Source organism: Magnetospirillum molischianum DSM 120 (assembly GCF_000294655.1).
Classification (GTDB): Bacteria; Pseudomonadota; Alphaproteobacteria; order Rhodospirillales; family Magnetospirillaceae; genus Phaeospirillum; species Phaeospirillum molischianum.
The window spans coordinates 50,011-68,892 of the sequence record NZ_CAHP01000032.1 but is presented as its reverse complement, the minus strand read 5'-3'; the positions used below and the strand labels follow the sequence as shown (position 1 = coordinate 68,892).

13 protein-coding genes are annotated in these 18,882 nt (G+C 59.4%); 3 read left to right on the top strand and 10 right to left on the bottom strand.

All coding sequences use genetic code 11. The features are described 5' to 3' along the window. Nucleotides 1-29: 29 nt before the first annotated feature. From PHAMO_RS20475 to PHAMO_RS13405, 3 genes are all read right to left on the bottom strand, one after another. Complete coding sequence (locus PHAMO_RS20475) at nt 30-4,760, bottom strand: GH36-type glycosyl hydrolase domain-containing protein (protein ID WP_456085342.1); 4,731 nt, start codon at nt 4,758-4,760, stop codon at nt 30-32. A 4,252-nt stretch (nt 4,761-9,012) separates the two neighbouring features. Then, on the bottom strand, nt 9,013-9,702 hold the full coding sequence (locus PHAMO_RS13410; RefSeq protein ID WP_002730088.1) for an acid phosphatase: 690 nt from the start codon (nt 9,700-9,702) through the stop codon (nt 9,013-9,015). A gap of 369 nt (nt 9,703-10,071) precedes the next feature. Continuing rightward, the gene (locus PHAMO_RS13405) at nt 10,072-11,292 is read right to left on the bottom strand and encodes a DUF2325 domain-containing protein (RefSeq protein WP_002730086.1); all 1,221 of its coding nucleotides are present in this window, start codon (nt 11,290-11,292) and stop codon (nt 10,072-10,074) included. Between the two features lie 309 nt (nt 11,293-11,601). Here PHAMO_RS13405 and PHAMO_RS13400 point away from each other — a divergent pair, with 309 nt between their 5' ends. Together PHAMO_RS13400 and PHAMO_RS13395 are read left to right on the top strand one after the other, a co-directional pair. Beyond that, nucleotides 11,602-12,870: a diguanylate cyclase domain-containing protein gene (locus PHAMO_RS13400; RefSeq protein WP_002730085.1), complete on the top strand. Its 1,269-nt coding sequence runs from the start codon at nt 11,602-11,604 to the stop codon at nt 12,868-12,870. 3 nt (nt 12,871-12,873) lie between these two features. Further along, nucleotides 12,874-13,161, top strand: coding sequence for a FeoA family protein (locus PHAMO_RS13395; protein WP_002730084.1), 288 nt, complete (start codon nt 12,874-12,876; stop codon nt 13,159-13,161). Between the two features lie 25 nt (nt 13,162-13,186). Here the strand turns inward: PHAMO_RS13395 and PHAMO_RS13390 are convergent, their stop codons facing one another. After that, a complete protein-coding gene (locus PHAMO_RS13390; protein ID WP_002730083.1) occupies nt 13,187-13,972 on the bottom strand; it encodes a response regulator transcription factor in 786 nt (261 codons plus the stop codon). A 477-nt stretch (nt 13,973-14,449) separates the two neighbouring features. Between PHAMO_RS13390 and PHAMO_RS13385 the strand changes: the two genes are divergently transcribed. Further along, nucleotides 14,450-14,767 carry a hypothetical protein gene (locus PHAMO_RS13385; protein ID WP_155801803.1) on the top strand — a complete coding sequence of 106 codons (318 nt, stop codon included), beginning with the start codon at nt 14,450-14,452 and terminating at the stop codon, nt 14,765-14,767. Between the two features lie 111 nt (nt 14,768-14,878). Here the strand turns inward: PHAMO_RS13385 and PHAMO_RS18620 are convergent, their stop codons facing one another. The 6 genes from PHAMO_RS18620 to PHAMO_RS13355 all read right to left on the bottom strand — a co-directional run bounded on the left by PHAMO_RS18620 (nt 14,879) and on the right by PHAMO_RS13355 (nt 18,856). Beyond that, the gene (locus PHAMO_RS18620; RefSeq protein ID WP_155801802.1) at nt 14,879-15,922 is read right to left on the bottom strand and encodes a sensor domain-containing diguanylate cyclase; all 1,044 of its coding nucleotides are present in this window, start codon (nt 15,920-15,922) and stop codon (nt 14,879-14,881) included. Nucleotides 15,923-16,185: 263 nt separating this feature from the next. Further along, nucleotides 16,186-16,674, bottom strand: a complete 489-nt coding sequence (locus PHAMO_RS18615; protein ID WP_002730078.1) for an OmpA family protein — start codon at nt 16,672-16,674, stop codon at nt 16,186-16,188. Nucleotides 16,675-16,707: 33 nt separating this feature from the next. After that, nucleotides 16,708-16,950 (bottom strand): YMGG-like glycine zipper-containing protein, encoded by a 243-nt coding sequence (locus PHAMO_RS13370; protein WP_002730077.1) that lies wholly within the window; start codon nt 16,948-16,950, stop codon nt 16,708-16,710. 46 nt (nt 16,951-16,996) lie between these two features. Beyond that, the gene (locus PHAMO_RS18610; protein ID WP_002730075.1) at nt 16,997-17,902 is read right to left on the bottom strand and encodes an OmpA family protein; all 906 of its coding nucleotides are present in this window, start codon (nt 17,900-17,902) and stop codon (nt 16,997-16,999) included. Nucleotides 17,903-17,941: 39 nt separating this feature from the next. Beyond that, nucleotides 17,942-18,094, bottom strand: coding sequence for a DUF3309 family protein (locus PHAMO_RS19080; protein ID WP_040567227.1), 153 nt, complete (start codon nt 18,092-18,094; stop codon nt 17,942-17,944). A 357-nt stretch (nt 18,095-18,451) separates the two neighbouring features. Next, on the bottom strand, nt 18,452-18,856 hold the full coding sequence (locus tag PHAMO_RS13355; RefSeq protein ID WP_002730073.1) for an acyl-CoA thioesterase: 405 nt from the start codon (nt 18,854-18,856) through the stop codon (nt 18,452-18,454). Between the last annotated feature and the right edge of the window lie 26 nt (nt 18,857-18,882).

The window sequence follows — 18,882 nt, the reverse complement described above, 5'->3', positions numbered from 1 at the left end:
ATATTTTCCTCTTTTCTTGTTTTTATTCTTTAGTTACCGAGGCGAACGCGCAGGCGGTGAATCTGCCCGTCATCGACGAGGATTTGCCGCAGCGGAGATGCATCTATGGCGATATCGTCGAGGAACGCGGCGGCGATACCGCGTTCGACTCCATCCGGGTTTTCGACCGAGATGCCATAGCGGGCGGAGCCGTGTCGTAGCGTCAGTTCGAATCCGGGCCAGGTTCTGGGGATGCACGGGTTCAGAATAAGGATGTCGCCTTCACGGCACAGGCCGAGAATTGATTCGATTCCGGTGCGCTGCATCCAGGCCGCCGATCCGCTGTACCAGGTCCAGCCGCCCCGGCCGACATGAGGTGGTATCGCATAGACGTCAGCGGCGACGACATAGGGTTCGACTTTGTAGCGGTGCAGGTCCGCCCGTGTCCGCGCGTGGTTGATCGGGTTCAGCAGCGAGAACAGGTCCATCGCCTTTCCCCCTTGTCCCAGCGCGGCAAAAGCCATCGCCGACCACAGTGCGGCGTGGGTGTATTGACCGCCATTTTCACGAATTCCAGGGGGATAGCCCTTGATATAGCCGGGATCGTGCGGCGTTTTGTCGAATGGTGGTGCGAACAACAAAGCCAGCCCGTCCTTGGGCCGGATCAGATCGCGTTCGACTGCCGCCATGGCGCGGGCCGCCCGTTCCGGCTCGGCGGCTCGCGACAGAACGGCCCAGGATTGTGCAATCGAATCGATGCGGCATTCCGTACTGTTGGCTGATCCCAGCGGGGTTCCGTCGTCGAAGAATCCCCGGCGGTACCAATCGCCATCCCATGCTTCGGTCTCTAATGCGGCCTGAAGAGCCGAGGCATGGACGCGCCAGGAAACGACCCGGTCGTTCGCGCCGCGGGCGGCGGCCAGGGGCGTGAAGGCGGTCAGGGCCGCATGCAGCATCCAGCCTAGCCACACGCTTTCTCCTTCTCCCTTTTCTCCGACGCGGTTCATGCCGTCGTTCCAGTCGCCGGTGCCCATCAGCGGCAGGCCATGGCGTCCGAGGCCAAGGCTGCGATCAAGCGCCAGGGCGCAATGTTCGAACAACGGAGCGGTGCTGTCGTCGATTCCGGGGCGGAAGAAATTATCGGTTTCTCCCTCTTTCAGGCTCGGCCCGTTGATGAACGGCACCGATTCGTCGAGGATCGAACGATCCTGGGTGACGGCGACATAATGGGCGACTGCGATCGCCAACCAGACCCGATCGTCGGAGATACGGGTTCGCACCCCCTGGCCGGAATGGGGCAGCCACCAATGCTGGACGTCACCTTCGACGAACTGCCGTGCCGCCGCGCGCAGCAGATGGGTGCGGGTCATCGCCGGACACGTCGCGGCCAGCGCCATACCGTCCTGCAACTGATCGCGGAAGCCATAGGCTCCGCTGGCCTGATAGAAGGCCGACCGTGCCCATAGGCGGCAGGCCACGGTCTGGTACAGCAGCCATCCATTCAGCATGATGTCCATCGCGCGGTTGGGCGTCCGCACCTGGACCGCGCCAAGAAGGTCGTTCCAGAAATCGGCGACGTCCGTCTCCATCTGGTCGAGATCGGCCGTGCGGATGCGTTTAATCAGGCTTTGGGCTTCTTCCGCCGTCGCTGTCTCGCCCAGCAGGACGATGATTTCGGTTTTGGCCCCAGGGGCCAGATCGACGCGGACGCGCAGGACTCCGCACGGGTCGAGTCCAGCTCCAACCCGGTTCGACAGGGCGCCGATGCTTCCGGCGAGTGCTGCCGGTCGTGCCAGCGATCCGTTGCGACCGATGAACTCGCGGCGGTCGCCGGTCCATTCGGTCTGAAGGCCGCCGAGGTCAAGGAACGCAACGCGGTTGCCAAAAGCGTTTCGCCAGGGATTACGGGCCAGCATCGCTCCAGTCGCGCCGTCGATCTCGGTGGTGACGAAGGGCAGCGAGGCCGAACGTGAGGCACCAAGGACCCACTCGACATAGACCGTCACGGTCAGGCGACGATGGCGGCCCGAAAGGTTGCGCAACTCCAGGCGTGAAATCTTAACCGGATCGACAAGCGGTACGGTCTGGGACAGGTCGAGGACGATACCGTGCGATGAAAGCTGGAACCGGCTGTAGCCCCGTCCATGCCGGGCGGTATAAGTGGCCGTCTCGTCGCGAATGGGCGATGCGGTCGGCGTCCATATCACGCCGCTATCCTCGTCGCGCAGATAGATCGCCTCGCCGGGGCGGTCGGTGACGGGATCGTTCGACCACGGGGTTAACTGATTCTCGCGGCTGCTGACCGACCAAGTGTAGCCACCGCCATCGGTTGAGGTTTGAAAGCCGAAAGACGGATTGGCAATGACGTTGATCCAGGGGGCCGGAGTCGTTTGTCCCGGCCCGAGAACCGTCACATATTCCATTCCTTCGAGGGCAAATCCGCCCAGGCCATTGAAGAATTCCAGCTTGGGGAGGGGAGGGGGTGGCGTCCGAAGGGCGACGAATTCCTCTGTCGTGGATAATCTGAACGGAGTCGTCGTGGTTGGTCTGGCGCGGACCGGCCTGTCTGCGGGATCGCGACTTTCTGTCCGGCGGTCGAGTTGTTCGAACAGGCTACCGCGCTGAGAGACCAGCACGACCCGTGCCACCGACAAAAGCAGGGCAACCGTCGCGGCCGGAATCAAATCGGCCCGTAGGAGGAAAACGCGCCCTGGCTGTACGCTTTCGCTCTGGTGGCGAGGTTGGCTGACCCGGACCAGGGCATCCAGCGCGGTCTGGAGATCTTGGACATACGAGGGCGGGTGTTCGTTGAGGATCACCAGATCGACGGCCAGATTCTTCATCCGCCAGTATTCTTGTGCCAGCAAAACTTCGCGGGCGAGACCGATCGTGTCGGTGTCGGCGATCCGCAGCAGCAGAATCGGCAGGTCGCCGGAAATACCTTGCGGCCACAGATCAGATTGTGGCCCCGCGCCGCGCCGAATCGTATCGGAAGACGGACGCAAGGTTGACGCGGCATGAATCAAATGCCCGGCCAACCGCTGGAACAGACTGGCTTCGCCCGCCGAGATTCCAAGGTGATGACGCTGAACCTGTGCTTGGGTCCAAGCTAAAGTCGCTGCCCGGCCGAAGGCGGTGACGTCGCGATGCTTGTCTATGCAGGCCAGCACGCCCTCGCGGGTGGTGGCGACCATGGTCCAAAACGCGATGCGGACGGTTTCACCCGGCGCGATGCGAACGCGGCGGCGCAACGAGAAGATCGGGTCCAGCAAGGTGCCGACGCTGTTCGACAGGGGGCGGCCATCGATCATCGCGATTGCGGAGCGGATTGAATGGCCTCGGCCAAGAAAGCGGGCCCGGTCGGTTTCGAATCCGATAGCGCCGATGGTTTCACCTTCGACGACCGACAAATGAGCGGCCCAGACTTCCCGTTCGGCCGGATCTCGTCTCCGCCGCGTCGCTAGCAAAGCTCCGGTCGAGGCAAGGTATTCGGTCTCGACGAACAGTTTGGAAAATGCCGGATGCGCGATATCGGCCGCCTGGGGCGCCAGCACCAGTTCGGCATAAGACGTGACATCGATCTCTCTGCCCCGGCTATCGCCATTGACGATCGAAATCCGGCGGATTTCGGCATTGTCCTCGGCCGAGATCAGAACCTCCATTGTTGTTTTCAGCAATCCGTCGCGACGGGTGAATTCCGCCCGGTCCTCGTGGAATGAGATTTCGGACAGATCTGGCTCGTGTCCGGTGGGCTGAAGCCCCGCCGACCAGACCGCGCCGCTTCGGACGTCGCGGAGAAAGATGTACGAGCCGGAATCGTCGCAGGTGGAATCCTCGCGCCAACGGGTGACGGCAAGATCGTTCCAACGGGTATAGCCCGATCCAGACGCCGTAAGCATGGTGGTGAGCTGACCGTTCGACAACAGGTGGGTGGCGGGTGTCGCCTGGTGGGCATAGGCGAAGCAGCGTTCCCCCGACAACGCTGTTTCGAGCGGGGTATTGGAATTGACCTCGGCGGCCCAGGGATGCGCCACCGAAACGTCGCGCGGCATCCGCTCCTGCAACAACAATTCGGTCGCCTGGACGATCGGTTCTGCGTGGAACCGGGTCCGCATTGTTCCATCGAACAAAGCATCGGCGATGGCGATGATCGTCATGCCCTGGTGATGAGCCATGTAGGCGCGGACGACCGAAACAGTCTCGCCTTCGGGAACGCGGGACGGGGTGAAGTCGAGAGCCTCGTAGAAGCCATAGCGCCCCCGTGCGCCGTCTGTCGTCAGCCGGTTCAGATTGGCGGCGGCGGCATGGGGATCGACCATTGCGGCTAATGCTGTGGCATAGGGGGCGATTACCCGGTTTTTGCCCAACCCGCGTTTCAGACCCAGGCTGGGAACGCCGAAATTAGAATATTGGTAGGTGAATTCCTGATCGCGGGCGCTGTAGGCGGATTCCGAGATTCCCCAGGGCAGGCGTAGCGTCGCGCCGTATTCGATCTGTCGGCGGACCACCAGTCGGCTGGTCTGTTCGAGCAGGCTTCCCATCGGTCCGCGCATCACCAGCGAGGGCATCAAATACTCGAACATCGACCCGGACCAAGAGACCAGGGCGGCACTGTGCGCCACCGGAGCCATGGTTCGGCCCAGCCGAAACCAGTGCCGGGCCGGAATGTCGCCCTTGGCGATGGCGATAAAACTGGCGAGCCGGGCCTCCGATGCCAGCAGATCGTAACAGTTCGGGTCCAGCGTCCCTTCCGGCACCAGATACCCGATCGACAGCAACATGCGGCCGCGGTCGAGCAGGAAGCCGAACTCCATCGCCAGGGCCATCTCGCGGGCGGTCTTCTCCAGCGCCGAGAGACGGGCCGCCATCTTTGTCGTGTTGCCTGGTTCGGCATCGCGACGGTGGCTCTCGATCGTGTTCAGGCTCGCTTCGGTCCAGAACAGCAAGTCGGCGTCGCCATCCGTGCCGCGCTCGATCACCAGAGCGCGGGCAATATCGACCATGATTTCGGCTTGGGCCGCCATCCGGGCGAGGCCATCGCGGTCGGGAGATCCATAGCGCAGGATGGTGGTGATCACATCGATGGATTCGTCGAGTTGATCCCAGGTCACCGTCTGGGTCAGCGGGCCGTCGCGCAGGCTGGTCGCTTTTTCGCGCGTCAGATCCAGAACGTCATTCAACCCGGCACGGCGCGTTTCAATGTCGATCGGGAGTACCTGCCACTCCCGGCATGTGTTGGCGAGGGCGATGAGATGACCGGCGAGATTGCCGCTATCGACAGAGGAAATGTATTGAGGGTCGAGTGGACGCAAATCTCTCGTATCGTACCAATTATAGAAATGGCCGCGAAAGCGTGCCATCGACCCCATCGTCGCCAGTGTCGCCTCCAGCCGTTCGGCGGCGGTGGTGGTGCCGATCCAACCGAAATCGCGTGCGCACGCCACCGACAGCAGGTAAAGGCCAAGATTGGTCGGCGATGTCCGGTGTGCCAGAACCGGGATGGGGTCTTCCTGAAAATTGTCGGGTGGAAGCCAGTGATCGGTCGCGGTGACGAAACTTTCGAAGAATCTCCACGTTCTCCGCGCTGTTAGTCTCAGCGCCTGCGTATCGGGTTCCGAGACCGGCTGGTGTCCGGCTGTCCGCGGCGACAGACTGATCCAACGCGCGACCAGCGGAGAAACCAACCACAGCGACGCGATCGGAACGGCGATCATCCAGGTGCCTTGTTCCAGAAAAGCGACGCCGCCCAGTGTCACCAGGGCGATGATGGGAGCTCCCGCCATGCGGCGGATGAAGCCGATTGCGTCAAGGCGCGGGCCGATTGACGCCTGTGCCGCCGGAACCCATTCGAGCAGGTGACGGCGGCTGACGTACAGACGCCACAGGGTGCGGGTAATCGCATCGCTCATCAGCCATGCCTGATGCGCCCGGAAGATTACCACCAGGGCTGATAAGGTGACCGCTTGGACGAAATCGTCGCCCAGTGCACGAAGGTGGCTGATCAGCGTGACGCCGGGACGTTGCGGTTGAATCGCAGCGATGACCGGAATTAAGGCCGGAATGAAGATCGTCGCCAAAATGAAGCCGGTCCAGGCCAAGGCAGGCTCGAACGGCATTGTCCATCCTACGATCAGGGCCAGAATTGTCGTCGGTGCCGACAGGGTGGCGCGCAGGTTGTCGAGCATCTTCCAGCGGCCGATCTGAGGAAGGACGTCGATCCGTCCGTCTCGACCGGCGGGGATCGGCCCACAGCCGAGAATCCACGGCAACAACTGCCAGTCGCCTCTGGCCCAGCGATAGTGACGCAGGGCATCGACGTCATAACGGGCGGGGAATTCCTCGACCACCTCGACATCCGAGGCGAGACCGGCCCGGACGAACACGCCTTCGAACAGGTCGTGACTGAGCAGCGTTGAATCCGGCACCCGTCCGGCCAGGGCGGCTTCGAAGGCATCGACGTCATAGATGCCTTTGCCGACATAAGACCCTTCGCCGTACAGATCCTGATAAACGTCGGATACCGCCGAAACATAAGGATTGATGCCGCTCATGCTGGAGAAAATGCGTTGGAATGCCGACCCTTCGCGACCGATCGGCAGAGACGGCGTTACCCGTGGCTGCAAGAGGCCATAGCCCTCGATCACCCGCCCGGTTAACGCGTCAAAGCGAGGCCGGTTGAGCGGATGCGCCATCTTGCCGATCAGGCGGCGGGCGGTGTCGCGTGGCAGACGGGTATCGGCATCCAGGGTGATAACGAAGCGGATATCGGGGGGGGGCGATGGCATCTCGCCACCAATAGCAACGAAACTGGTGTCGGTGGCACCGCGCAGCAGCCGGTTCAGTTCATGGAGTTTGCCGCGTTTGCGCTCCCAGCCCATCCAGCGTTTTNCGCCTTCGCTCCAGATTCGTTTGCGGTGAAACAGGTAGAATCTGGCTCCCGCCGGGGCTGGACCATGCTGGCGATTGAGCCGTTCGATTCCCGCTGCCGCCACCGTCAGCAGGAAATTGTCCTCCACAGTCGTCTCTGTCGTCGAATCGGTCCAGTCGGAGAGTAGGGCGTAATGGATTTCCCCCTCGGGGCTGGCGAGGTGGTGGATTTCCAGCCGTTCGATCTGTTCTTCGATCGCCTCGGTCGATGTCAGCAGGCAGGGGACGACGACGATGGTCCGCAACGGTGCGGCGATCCCGTGGGAGAGTTCCAGTCCCGGTAGCAAGGTTGGCCTAAACCCAAAGGTTACGACCCGATTGACCAGGGCGACGGCCGCATCGATTGCCGGGGTCAGCCCCAACGCCGCGAGCAGGCACAGGCTGATCGTTTCCAGTCCGTTCAGCCAAAGAGTCAGCAGCGGCATCGCGAGGAGAAGGGTGGCGATTCCTCCGGTGGCGAGGGCATAGCCACCGATGCCGAACAGCCGGATCAACCGTACCGGCCAGCGCCTCAGACGCGGGTGATAGCTGATCGTGTTTTCGAACTCGGTGCGTCCCCCGGCGATCAGATAGTATCCAGGATCGTTGAGTCGGTTCGTTTCCTCTTCCGTGACGGTTTCGTGCTGGGATTTAGCGGCGGCGATGGCGGCGTGGGTGACCTCAAGCTCCGACAGCCCCGACCGTCGCGCCAGATCCTCGACCGCGCAGCGGTATAGGTTGCGGGTCGGGAAATCCATCGCATCGAATGCGCATTCGGAGGCCAGTGCGTCATCGACCAGGCAAATGCTTTCGACGATCTCGTTCCAATCGATCTCGGAAATCAGGCGCAGGCTGGTGATGATGTTGCGGACGGTGACATTGGCGGCCCCGAGGCGTCGGTGACTGTCATGAACGACCGTTTCGACGGTTACGCCCTGAGCCGCCAGACGGCGGTCGAGCCAACTCAGCGCCGGGGTAATCCGCACATCCTGATCGCGCAAGCGGTGGACCAATTGGACCGCGAACGCCTCGGCCATCAGGACCGTCCCCTGTCCGGCGAGGATATTCTCGATCGGTTCAACATCGCTCCCCTCGAGTCCCAACAGGCGGTCGGCCAGAGCGTTCGCTTGCTGGCGGGCGGCGCGATCCGTCAGAATCTGTTGCCCCACCCGTCGTAAATTCTCGATCAGTACGATCTGGAGGGTGATCGATACCGCCCACAACTCGCCGATCGTCAGCGGCTGGATCTCCTGGTAAGCGCGGACATACCGGATCAGCATGCTGGGATCGAAACGGCTGTCGCCATGGGCGACAAAGGCCCAGGCCAGTCCGAACACCCGAGGGTAGAGGGCGAACGGACCTTCGGAAAGTTTCGGCAATTGCCGGTAATAGCTGCTGGGCAAGTTGGACTGAATTTCGCGGATCTGGCGCTCGATGACGTAATAATTATCGACCAGCCATTCCGCTGCCGGGGTGATCGCGCCACCTTCGTCGATGACCCCCACCATGTCCCGATAAGCGCCCAGCAGAACGGTTCCATTGTCGGCCAGCCGAGGGGCCAGTGGACGTCCCCGGATTGACTTGGCCGTTACTGTCTGGGCGACCGCCAGACTGCGGGCATGCTCTTCGATTCGCTCGACGCTGAACAACTCTTCACGAATCGGCTCACGGTCGTCCCAGAGCGACGCGACGCGGGAGCGGAACGGTAATCGGATGGAAAAAGATCTGAGGAAGGGAAGAAATGATCGCATCGGCCCCGGTCTCCTTCTCGCTGCGCGCGGCGGTATCGCGGAACTCGCGTCTGAACGAGCAAGACCCTTTGTGGCTATTTCTAAGCGAATGGACGGTTCGTCGTTTTGACGAAAACGATTTTTCGCCTCGGGTCCAGGCCATCGGCATGGGAAAGAGAGGGCGTTCGCCGGAATTTTTAGCCGACGTTACGTTTTTTTAAGCTGTTTTTGTAGCCGATTGTCTATTGGCAATTAGTATTGCCGACGCTTCGGTGTCGTTTGTATGCTTATCTATTGTTGTCCGATTCGCATCGGAGTCAACAATACTTTTATATATTTATAATGTGTTGTGTGCCGGCGTCTCGCCATTTATGACGATGAAAGGGCAGGCCGGGCGTCAGGGCTGACGCGCGGCCTCCATTTCGGCGGTTGCCTCGGCCAGATCGGCGGCAAAGGCCGGATTGGCGAACAAGCGTTCGGCGATGATAAGACCTGCCATCCGTCCGGCTTCGACGTCGCTGGGGTAGTGGACGCCACCGATCATCCGCTGCTCGCCATAGTGCCGGGCGCGAGCGAACAGGGCATCGCGACGGTCGGGGGCCATCCGAGCCAGTACTTCGGCGGTCAGCATCGCATAGGCGTTGTGACGGCTGGGATAAGAGCTGCCCTTGGGCCGGGTGACACAGGGATCGAGGGTCGGTTCAACCAGGAACGGTCTGGGGCGCAGCCAGACCGCTTTCGTTGCGGCAACAATCTGATTCAGATCGTCGCCCAACCGCTCGAACAGGGCGCGGGTCTTGGGCAACCGGTCGAGGTCCAGGTCGCCAATAGCAGGAAGGAAACGGTCGATCCCCTTATCCTCATCGGCTTGAGCCTGCTTCACCTGAGCTTCTGTGCGCTGCCTCTGCAACGAGAGCAGATAGTCGATTTCACTGCGAATAAAGGTCTCGTCGCGCGGGGGCGGCGGCAGGAGGCTGACCAGATCTACTTTCTCCGCACCAAGGTACCCGATGCGTGCCGAGCTGTCGGCATAGGCCGGGAAGGCAATGACGACGAGCAGAAGGAGAACGGCAAAAAAACGGCGCATCGGGGCTTCCTTTGGACTGGAAAAGCACTTTCTACAGAATCTAAGACGTAGACGCATTTATAGGGGTGTGATCTCTCCTGTCCAGAGGCATTTCTCTTTGAAGCCGTTGCAGGGTTGCCCGTCCCGCTGGCCCCAGCGAGACAGTCCACCGTCGGCCATCGCAATTCATGCGGATATGTCCGCCCCGTGCCATTTCCTGGAGACAAGCGGACAGTGATTTGTGCCGTCCGCAATCCGATATCACCCCCTCGACAACCGAGACGACCCGGCCCAATGGCTGCGGGGCGGGCAAGACAAGCTCCAGCACGGTCCGCCACATCTGATCGCGGCACGTGGGATCGCACCGTTCCACCGGTGTGGCGGGCGCGGTCATGATGGAGTGGGCGAGGACAAGGTGTCGAGCGCGGCGATGAAGGCTCCCAGGCCCGAGCGCCGGACCGGAACGAAGGGCTTGCTCCACCGGCGGCACAGTTTCTTCAACTGATCGTGAGCGGCATGGCTGACACAATCGACCGGGAACATCACCGCGTCCGCATTGCCCAGCAGCCCCTGCAAGCGGCCGATATTGTCTTCGACGCCGCCGTCATGGTGGATCAAAATGCCGTTCCGCTCCGACACTAGTTTTTGCAGATGCGGCACCTGCACCGATCGTCCACCGACATACAGAATGCAGCGACCGCACAAATCGGGGCGGTTGCACGGTGCGGGGCAACTTGGTCGGTCTCGGCCGCCTGGCAAGGCTTCGTTCAACCGTGCTTCCAATGTCTCGACCTCGGCACGCAGAGCCGTCAGTTCCGTGGTCTGTTCGGTTAGACTGCGGTCAAGATCGCCGATGATTTCTTCGGCGATGCGGGTACGATCCTCGGCCTTGCGGGCGCGATTCTCGGCAAGATCCAGAGCTTGTTGTAAATCCTGCTGAATGACCTTCAACGACCGGATTTGCTCCGTTGTGTCACCGCATTCGCGCAGACGCCGATTCTCGGCCTGTTCGAGGGCAAGCAGGTCGCGCAAAGCGGTGTCTCTGCTGGCGATTTCGTGGTGGAGCCGTTCCTGCTGGCGTTTGATTTTGCTGTTCAGCTCGGCCTTTTCTTTTTCCAGGCCGGCCATTTGCCTCATGTCCGCCCGCACCATCGATCCCACCTGATGCGACAGCATGTGGATTTCGCCGAACACCAGAGATTGAAGGGAATCGTCGGTGGCGGGGTGGGTCATCAGCGCCCAGAGCGGCCCGGCGACCTCGCCCCGACCCAGGCACTCTTTCCACAGCGTTTCGACCGCATCGCGATTGGTGACCCGAGAGAAGCGCTTGATCGATAGGGCGTATTTGCGATCAAGCGCCTTATGGAGGGCTTTGCCGAGCGAACGGTCGCGTGAGGCGAGATGGACCATCGCCGAATGGATTTCATATTCGGTCGGATTCGGCTTGGCCAATTCCAGGCCGTTGCGTGACGCGATTCCGCGCAGTTCCGGCAGTGAGAGGCAGGTGCCGATAATGGTGCAATGACAATGGGTATCGATCTCCCATAATTTGCGGCGCAGACGAAGGCGGGGTTCGGGGGGGACCTGATCGCTTTGACAGACCTGACACATGGGGGGAACTCCCTGACGCAAATGCGAGTCATTATTAATATCGATGACTATCGTCTTTCCGTGTCGTTTTTGTCAATGGTCACTTTCTCCTGTTGCGCTTATCGGCAGCGGAGGCTGCCCTCTATTCCTGATGGTTGATCGACCGGAATAGGCGTTGACTCCATCGATGTCAGATGCGAATCACTCGCAAATTGCGGCGAGGTCGGTTCTTAAGTCGCCGCAATCCTGTCCGGGAGTGAGGAAGCGGTGGGGGATGGCGTCAAACCGGCGGTCATGGTTTTGAGTGGAATACGAAGATGGAAAGCGGCCGTGTTCGGCGGGTCTGGAAACCATTCGCGGTCCGAGGAAACGAATCTGGTCGCCGCGCTGAATAAGGCGGTGTTCGACTCGGTTGCCGACGGTATTCTTAGCCTTGATCAGGAAGGCCGGATTACCTTCGTCAATCGTGCCGCCGAGCATCTGAGCGGTTGGAGCGAGCGCGAGACCCTTGGGCTTGCCGGTGAAGCGGTTTTTCCTTTCGTGTCTCTGTTGCCACAACAAGGACGCGTCGTTGCCCGCGAGCGGGTCGAGGCGGTTCTGCGGGGACGCGACGGGCTGTCGATTCCGATCGAGATCGTCGCCGCGCCGATTGTCGAAGCGCGCCGGGTGACTGGATCTGTGGTGGTGTTCCGCGATATCCGCGAACGTCGTCATGCCGAGGAAAGCCGCAAGCTGGCGGCGGCGGTGGTGGAGTGGTCGCCCCAGGCGATCATCGTGGCTGACCTGTCCGGGACGATTATCATTGTTAATCCGGCCTTTTCCCGTCTGTCGGGATACGAGGCCGCGGATATCATCGGCCGCCCGGTGTCTGTACTGCGTTCCAGCCATCACGATTCTGCCTTTCACGCTGCGATCCGTCGCGCCCTCGACCGCGAGGGCATCTGGTGTGGCGAAGTGTGGAACCGTCATAAGGACGGCACGCCTTATGCTGTGTGGCTCAGTATCACCCGTGTCGTCGCCGAGGCTGGCGGAGGTGGATTTCTGGTCGGCTTTTATTTCGACATCACCGAACGCAAGCGCCACGAGGAAAGAATCCTGCGCGAGGCGAAGCACGATCCCCTGACCGGCTTGCCCAATCGGCGAATGTTCGAAGAGACGTTACAGGCGATTCTAACGCAGGAGCGGGGCGAAGGGCATCGGGTTGCCGTGCTGTTGATCGACCTTGACGGGTTCAAGGCTGTCAACGACACGCGCGGCCACGATGCTGGCGATGCGTTGCTGTGTGAAATGGCGCGGCGGATGGCGGCGGCAGTCCGGGTTGACGACATGGTGGCCCGCCTTGGCGGCGATGAATTCGTCATCGTACTGGCTCCGGTCGAAAGCGACGGGGTAGCCCGGCGGGTTGCCGCCCATCTGGTGGAGCAATTGTCCCGGCCAATGGCGTTTGACGGCGGCCCGCTCAAGGTCTCCGCCAGCATTGGCATCGCTCTGGGAGGCGATGGCTCCGAGGCCGCCGATCTTCTGAAGCGTGCCGATACCGCGATGTATGCGGTGAAGCGGGCGGGAAAGCATGGTTTTCAGATCAACAGTTCGGATTAAGCCATGACGTCTCTGACACCTGACCTGATCCAATCCCGTCGTAGCAATCAGACCGTTCGGGCCATGCCTTTGGCGCAGGCGAAGATTGGAAACGTGTTGCGGGTCGTTGCTTTGAGAGGCGGCGGAAAAGAAATCGAGGAACTGGCCGCCGCCGGATTTACGCCGGGCAGACTCTGTGTCGTGCTTAGTCTGCTGCCCGGCGGAGCAACCCTGATCGGTCTCGACGAACGCCGACTGGCGATCGGCAGCAATGTTGCCGCAGAGATCTGGGTCCGGCTGGTCGCGGGATAAGACGCGCCATTAACGGGCGGGTGGCTCAGTTTAATGCATCAGCCGAAGATCCGTTTCGATGCGACATCATTCGCGACGTTGTCATCTCGTTTTGGTCCGATGTCGGGTGAATATCGACCGTCGCGGCAAAGACATAGCCCGCCGACCGAACCGAGCGAACGGGAAGACTTTCCCCTGTGATCGAATTGACCTTGCGGCGCAGGCGCGTCATCACTGCGTCGATGCTGCGGTCGTCATATCCGCCGACTTCCTTACCCAAGGCGGCGGCAATGCGATCACGCATCACGGTCTGTCCTGCTTTTTCGGTCAGACTGCGTAGAACCTGATATTCGGCGTTGGTCAAAGAGGCCGGAAGACCGTTCGGCGCGATCAGCAGCCAGTTCAGCGCGTCGAACACCCATGGCCCGTCGGGAGTGCGGGCGGCCTGTCTGGGGGCGTTGCTGGGGTCTTCGTCCAACCGACTGAGCAGGCTGCGGATTACCGCTTCAAGTTCGCGCATCGAGACCGGCATCACCAGATAGGCATCGGCTCCGACGCTGAGGGCCAGAACTTTGTCGTCGAGATTGTCGTGAGCCGAGAGCATCACGATTCGAACCGAGCGGTTCCGCCGTAATTGAGTGACCAGCGAATAGGCGCCGTCGCCGGAAATATCATTGTTGAGGATGACGACTCCCGAAAAGCGGGGGGAGATAAACTCCTCCATCTCGGTTCCTGGCGCAACCCGACGAACCGACATTCCGAACAGGGACAGGTAACGGATAACGTCGCCACAATATTCCGTATCCTGTTCGACCATAACGATGTTCTTCATTGTACGAAAACCCTTCCCGCCAATGTTCATCTGTCTGGGGGGGCGAAACCACGATGCAAGGTCAGCCAATGTGAAGCCATCCTGCTGCGTTTCGCCTGCGCTGCTTCCGTGTTTGGTTCGGCGCAGCAGCCCAAATCATACGAATGACACATAACCTTGTTCATATCAAGACCATGATGATGGTCGTTGATGTAACTTAACGATTTAACTCTACAACAGATTGTGACGGATCTGAGAGATTCGGATTCTACCTAAATTTAAAAAGCCTATTTTAGACCGATATTTTTTAGTTTTTTGATGAGTGTTTTCCGACTCTCTCGTCTTTACTGTTAATAGCTATATTATTAATTGGGGTTATCTATAATTATAAACGTATAATTAGTTATCAAATTATTTCGTCATATAATTTTTATATACATTTTTATTCGTTTTTTATTCTAAAGCCGCGCCTTTCTCGCCTTATTGGTTTGACTCAACATGAGTAGGCTGCTGAAAATGAAGGATATTTTTGCCAACACCATTAGCCGGATCGACTTCATCGATGGGATGATCCGCATCGAACTCGTCACGCTCTCTCCCTCCCTCGATTCGATAGAAGGGGGTGGGGATGGGCAGGGGGCGAGCATCAAAGTAAGATATGCTTTGTATATGCCTTTGGGCGGATTCATGCGCAGCGCGCTCACCCAGGAAAAATTCATCCAGGAAATGGTGAGTCGCGGCATCCTGCTCACCCCGGCCGCACCGTCTCAGGCTGCGGAAGACTCCACCTCACCAGTTTCACCAGATTTTATTTGAGTGAGCGTCCTGTGGAATCTCATTATTGGCCCTGAATTTTATTTTTATTTGTTTAATTCTTCATTTATGTCTTATTCTTCTGTAAATAATTGTTTTTAATTGATTGGTGTTTTATTTGGATGGTGGTGTAAATGGAAGCGGGGCGTTGGTGTCGTCTGCTTCGGTTGACATCGTTACCATGTTCCGTCCGGCGGCTTTGGCTCGGTACAGCGCCCGGTCGGCTCTCCTCATCAGTCGATCGAAATCGACGGGTTGCCCTGCTTCCAAGGTTGCAGTGCCGATGCTGACGGTCAGGTACAGTCCTTCATTTCCAACGTCGAGCTTAGTGCTTTTGATTTCGTCGCGGAGATTCTCCGCCGCCGCCACGGCACCTTCGGCATCGGAATCCGGTAGTAGGATGACGAATTCCTCTCCACCGAACCGTCCGACCAAATCGGCGGTGCGCACATTGCGCTCCATCAGGGTGGCCAAGGCACGAAGGCATGTGTCTCCTGCCAGATGCCCCAGGCGGTCATTGACGTTTTTGAAGTAATCGATATCGATCACGAGCAGAGACAGCGGGCGCAGTGTGCGATTATGGCGTTCGACTTCGACGGCATAAGTTTGAAGAAATTTGTGTCGATTGGCCAGCCCGGTCAATTGGTCGTGCATCGCCATTATTTCCATTGATTTGCGGGCTTCGATCAGATCCGAAACAGAGATTGAAAGCGCTTGATTCATCTGCTGGAGTTCAAGGCTGCGTTGACTCAGAAGTTGTTCTGCTTTCCGCCACTTCGTGATGTCGATCAGCGCTATATTGTCTCCGTGTCCGGGCTGGCCGCAGCGACCTTCCAGAATGATGGATGCGCCCAGGTTCGCTGAGGTCGGCTTTAACGCGACCTCGCACCGTTCGATCCCGCTGTTGTCGGGGAGAGAGCGAAGAAAATGAGCGAGATCGGACTGTGACGAATCGGAGATGAACGCCTCCAGTCGTTTTTGGCCGATCTGGTGCTGTGGTATGTCCAGCAGGGTTAGGGCAACGTGATTGGCACGCTCGATCATCCCCGTCCGGTTCAGCGTCACATAACCGACCGGAGCAAAATCGTAGAGCGCGGTATAGCGTTCCAGGGCTTCTTCGGTGGCGGCGCGCATCTCGATCAGAGCTTCGTTCTGCATCTCCAGTTCGACTTGATGGACTCGAAGTTCGTGGATAAGACGCTGTGGATCATCCGCAGATAGGTTGTGAGCGACGGGCCTTTTCTTCAGCACCCGTTCCGCGAGCCGATGCAGCTTTTGTTTGTCAGTCGGATCATCCAGGTGACGGGCCAAGGGTAACCTCAACGGTCAGGGTTCCCTGCGCCGCATCAACAGCAGGGTCGAGTCCGCTTCGTCACGATCCAGCAGCGTCAATTATCCACAAATATTGTTGTTGCTTGTGGCTATTGACGATGAGGTTGTTTTACAACTGTTATATCGACAGCCCGGTCGTGATGTTCTGCCGCGCTGCTGGGTGTTTCAACACCCTGACCTTTCTCTCCCGTCCAACTGGTATCGATTCGTGCGGACGGGACACCGGCGGCGACCAGCGCGTTGCGCACCTGATCGGCGCGCTTTTCGGATAGAGACAGGTTGGACGAGGCACTTCCGATTCGGTCGGTCTTGCCGATCACCGTTACCCGCGTTGTGTCGTCGTGCGCAACGACATAGGCGACGTTTTGGACGATCATCCGCCCCCGTTCGTCGATCTCTGTCTTATTGCTGTCGAAAAAGATCTGGTACCAAGCCCCGGCTAGTTCGGGACTTGGCGTCGATCCAGTGTGCCGACGGGGCGATCCGTCTTCCGGTTCGGTGCAGCCTGGAGCGGTCGAAAGGGCGGCAATGGCAATCAACGCCACCACCAACGGTCCCGATTTTTTGGACGGATACATTGCGTTTTCCTCTGCTCTGACGGTTAGACAGATCTAACGCCAAACCGGACGGCCGAGATTGACTTGGTTTTTGTTGGTGAGGGCACCGGCACCTGCGCCAACCGCTCCACCGATCAGTGCGCCTTCGAGCGGGGCGCCGACCAAAAATCCGCCCAGTGCGCCGACACCGGCGCCGATTCCGCCACCGCTCAGGGCGCGGTCTCCGGTGCTCGATCCGCAGGCCGACAGGGTGGAGGTGGCCAGAATCACCGCAACGGCGAAAAGTATCCGGTTCATCGCTTTTTTCCTTTTATGCCGTCGCCAAACAGCGGCGGTGGGATCGTTATGGCTTGATCAACTGGATCGTTGCGCGCCGATTCTGCGGTTCCCGCACACCATCGGGGGTTGCGAGCAGCAGGTCGCTCTCTCCCTTGCCTTCGATGCTGATCGTCTCGGCTGGAATGCCGTTGGAGGTCAGTTCCTGTTCAACCGATTTACCGCGGCGTAACGACAGTGAATGGTTGTATTTATCCGTTCCGGATGTGTCGGTGTAGCCGACGATTTTTGCCTTGGATCCCTTGGTCGCCGTAATCGCTTTGATGGCGGCGGCGATGACCTGTCGCGAGGCTGGCATCAGGTCGGACTTATCGAAATCAAAGAACACAATGAAAGACGTCGGTTGTTTCCGTGCCACGGAATCATTGGATTCCTCTGCCGCAGGTGCGGCACGCGCGCTTTGCCGGGCGGCGATCTGGGTGATTGTCGCTCTGAATCCATCGCGGCATTCCCGGATACGTTCGGTTTCCCATCCCTCGTATTGCTCGTGCAGCCAGCAATCGAACTGGGTCTGAGCGGTTGAACTCCATTGCGGAAACAGGCGCGGCGCATCGCCTGCCAGAAGCGTGACAAGATATCCTCGCGCGACCCGAAGATCGGCGGCGGCATCGGCATCCGAGACGTGCCAATCTTCCAGTCGCTCGGGCGGCACCGCGTTTCCAGCGGCGGCGGCAAGCCCTTTCTTGGCGAAGACCTGTTGCGCGAACCAGTCGTATTCTCCCCATTCGTACAGAGCCAGGGTTCTGTAATCGGTGGTCAGAGCTTGGGTAAAGGGCGATCCGGTCGGTGTTGTGCGGTTCAGGAGTTCCAACTGGTAGGTGCTGCGCGGGATCATTCCGTTCTGCGGCGTGCCGGTGCAGGCGGCAAGGCCACACAGAAGCAGGGGAGCCATCAGGTGCAAAGCGCGCTTCATCTGTTTTGATCCTGTCCTGTTCGTTTCAGTCGGCGATGACTAGATCCGTCCTGTGAACAGCAGGATGATGACGATGATTAAAATAATTCCGACACCGCTGCTCGGGTAATACCCCCAATTCGCACTATGCGGCCATCTCGGCAGGGCACCGATCAGGAACAAAATTAGAATAATCAGCAGAAGTGTAGACATGGAGCGCACTCCTTAAAGCAGAGGAATGGCAGGGGCGCGGCAACCGGAAGACCTCCGGTCTCCATTGTGACTCTGCCATCGGAAAATGAATAAAAGTAAAAGCGATGCCGCATGAAAGTCGCGGCGTCGTGATTGACGATGAAAAATAGCAAGAATAAAAGCGGATGATCAGTATCGGAAAACACCCAAATTGCGGCGTGCCCGTTATTTTGGTCTGATCGGAATGATGCGTGCGCCGAGATTTGGTCTGGCTCGCGTCCCTTTAAATCGCGGGGAGCGGTCGAATTCCCCGACCGCTTGCGCTGTGCGGCCGGGGTCGGGTCGTTTGGGGGCGACCTGTCAGTTCCGAAGAGCGTTCTACTCTTCCCGTGGGATCTGGCGCTTCTGGCCAAGATCATCAACGGCGACATAGGTGAACATCGCGCTGGTGACCTTGACCTGGGTGTCGTTTCCGCCATGGCGACGGACCCAACTTTCGACCCGGATCGCGATCGATGTGCGGCCGATGTGCTTGATGTCGGTGTAGCAGCTTAGTTCGTCGCCGACATAGACAGGCTGGTGAAACTCCATCCCCTCGACGGCGACGGTGGCACAACGTCCGCTGGCACGACGATAAGCATGAGTGCCTCCGGCCAGATCCATCTGACTGAGCAGCCAGCCACCAAAAACATGCCCGAACATATTGGTATCGGCGGGCATCGCAATGGTCCGAATCGAAAGCCGTCCATTCGGGCTATCCGACGTTCCAACGCTCTCGCTCATTAGCTTTTCTCTCTTGGTCTATATCT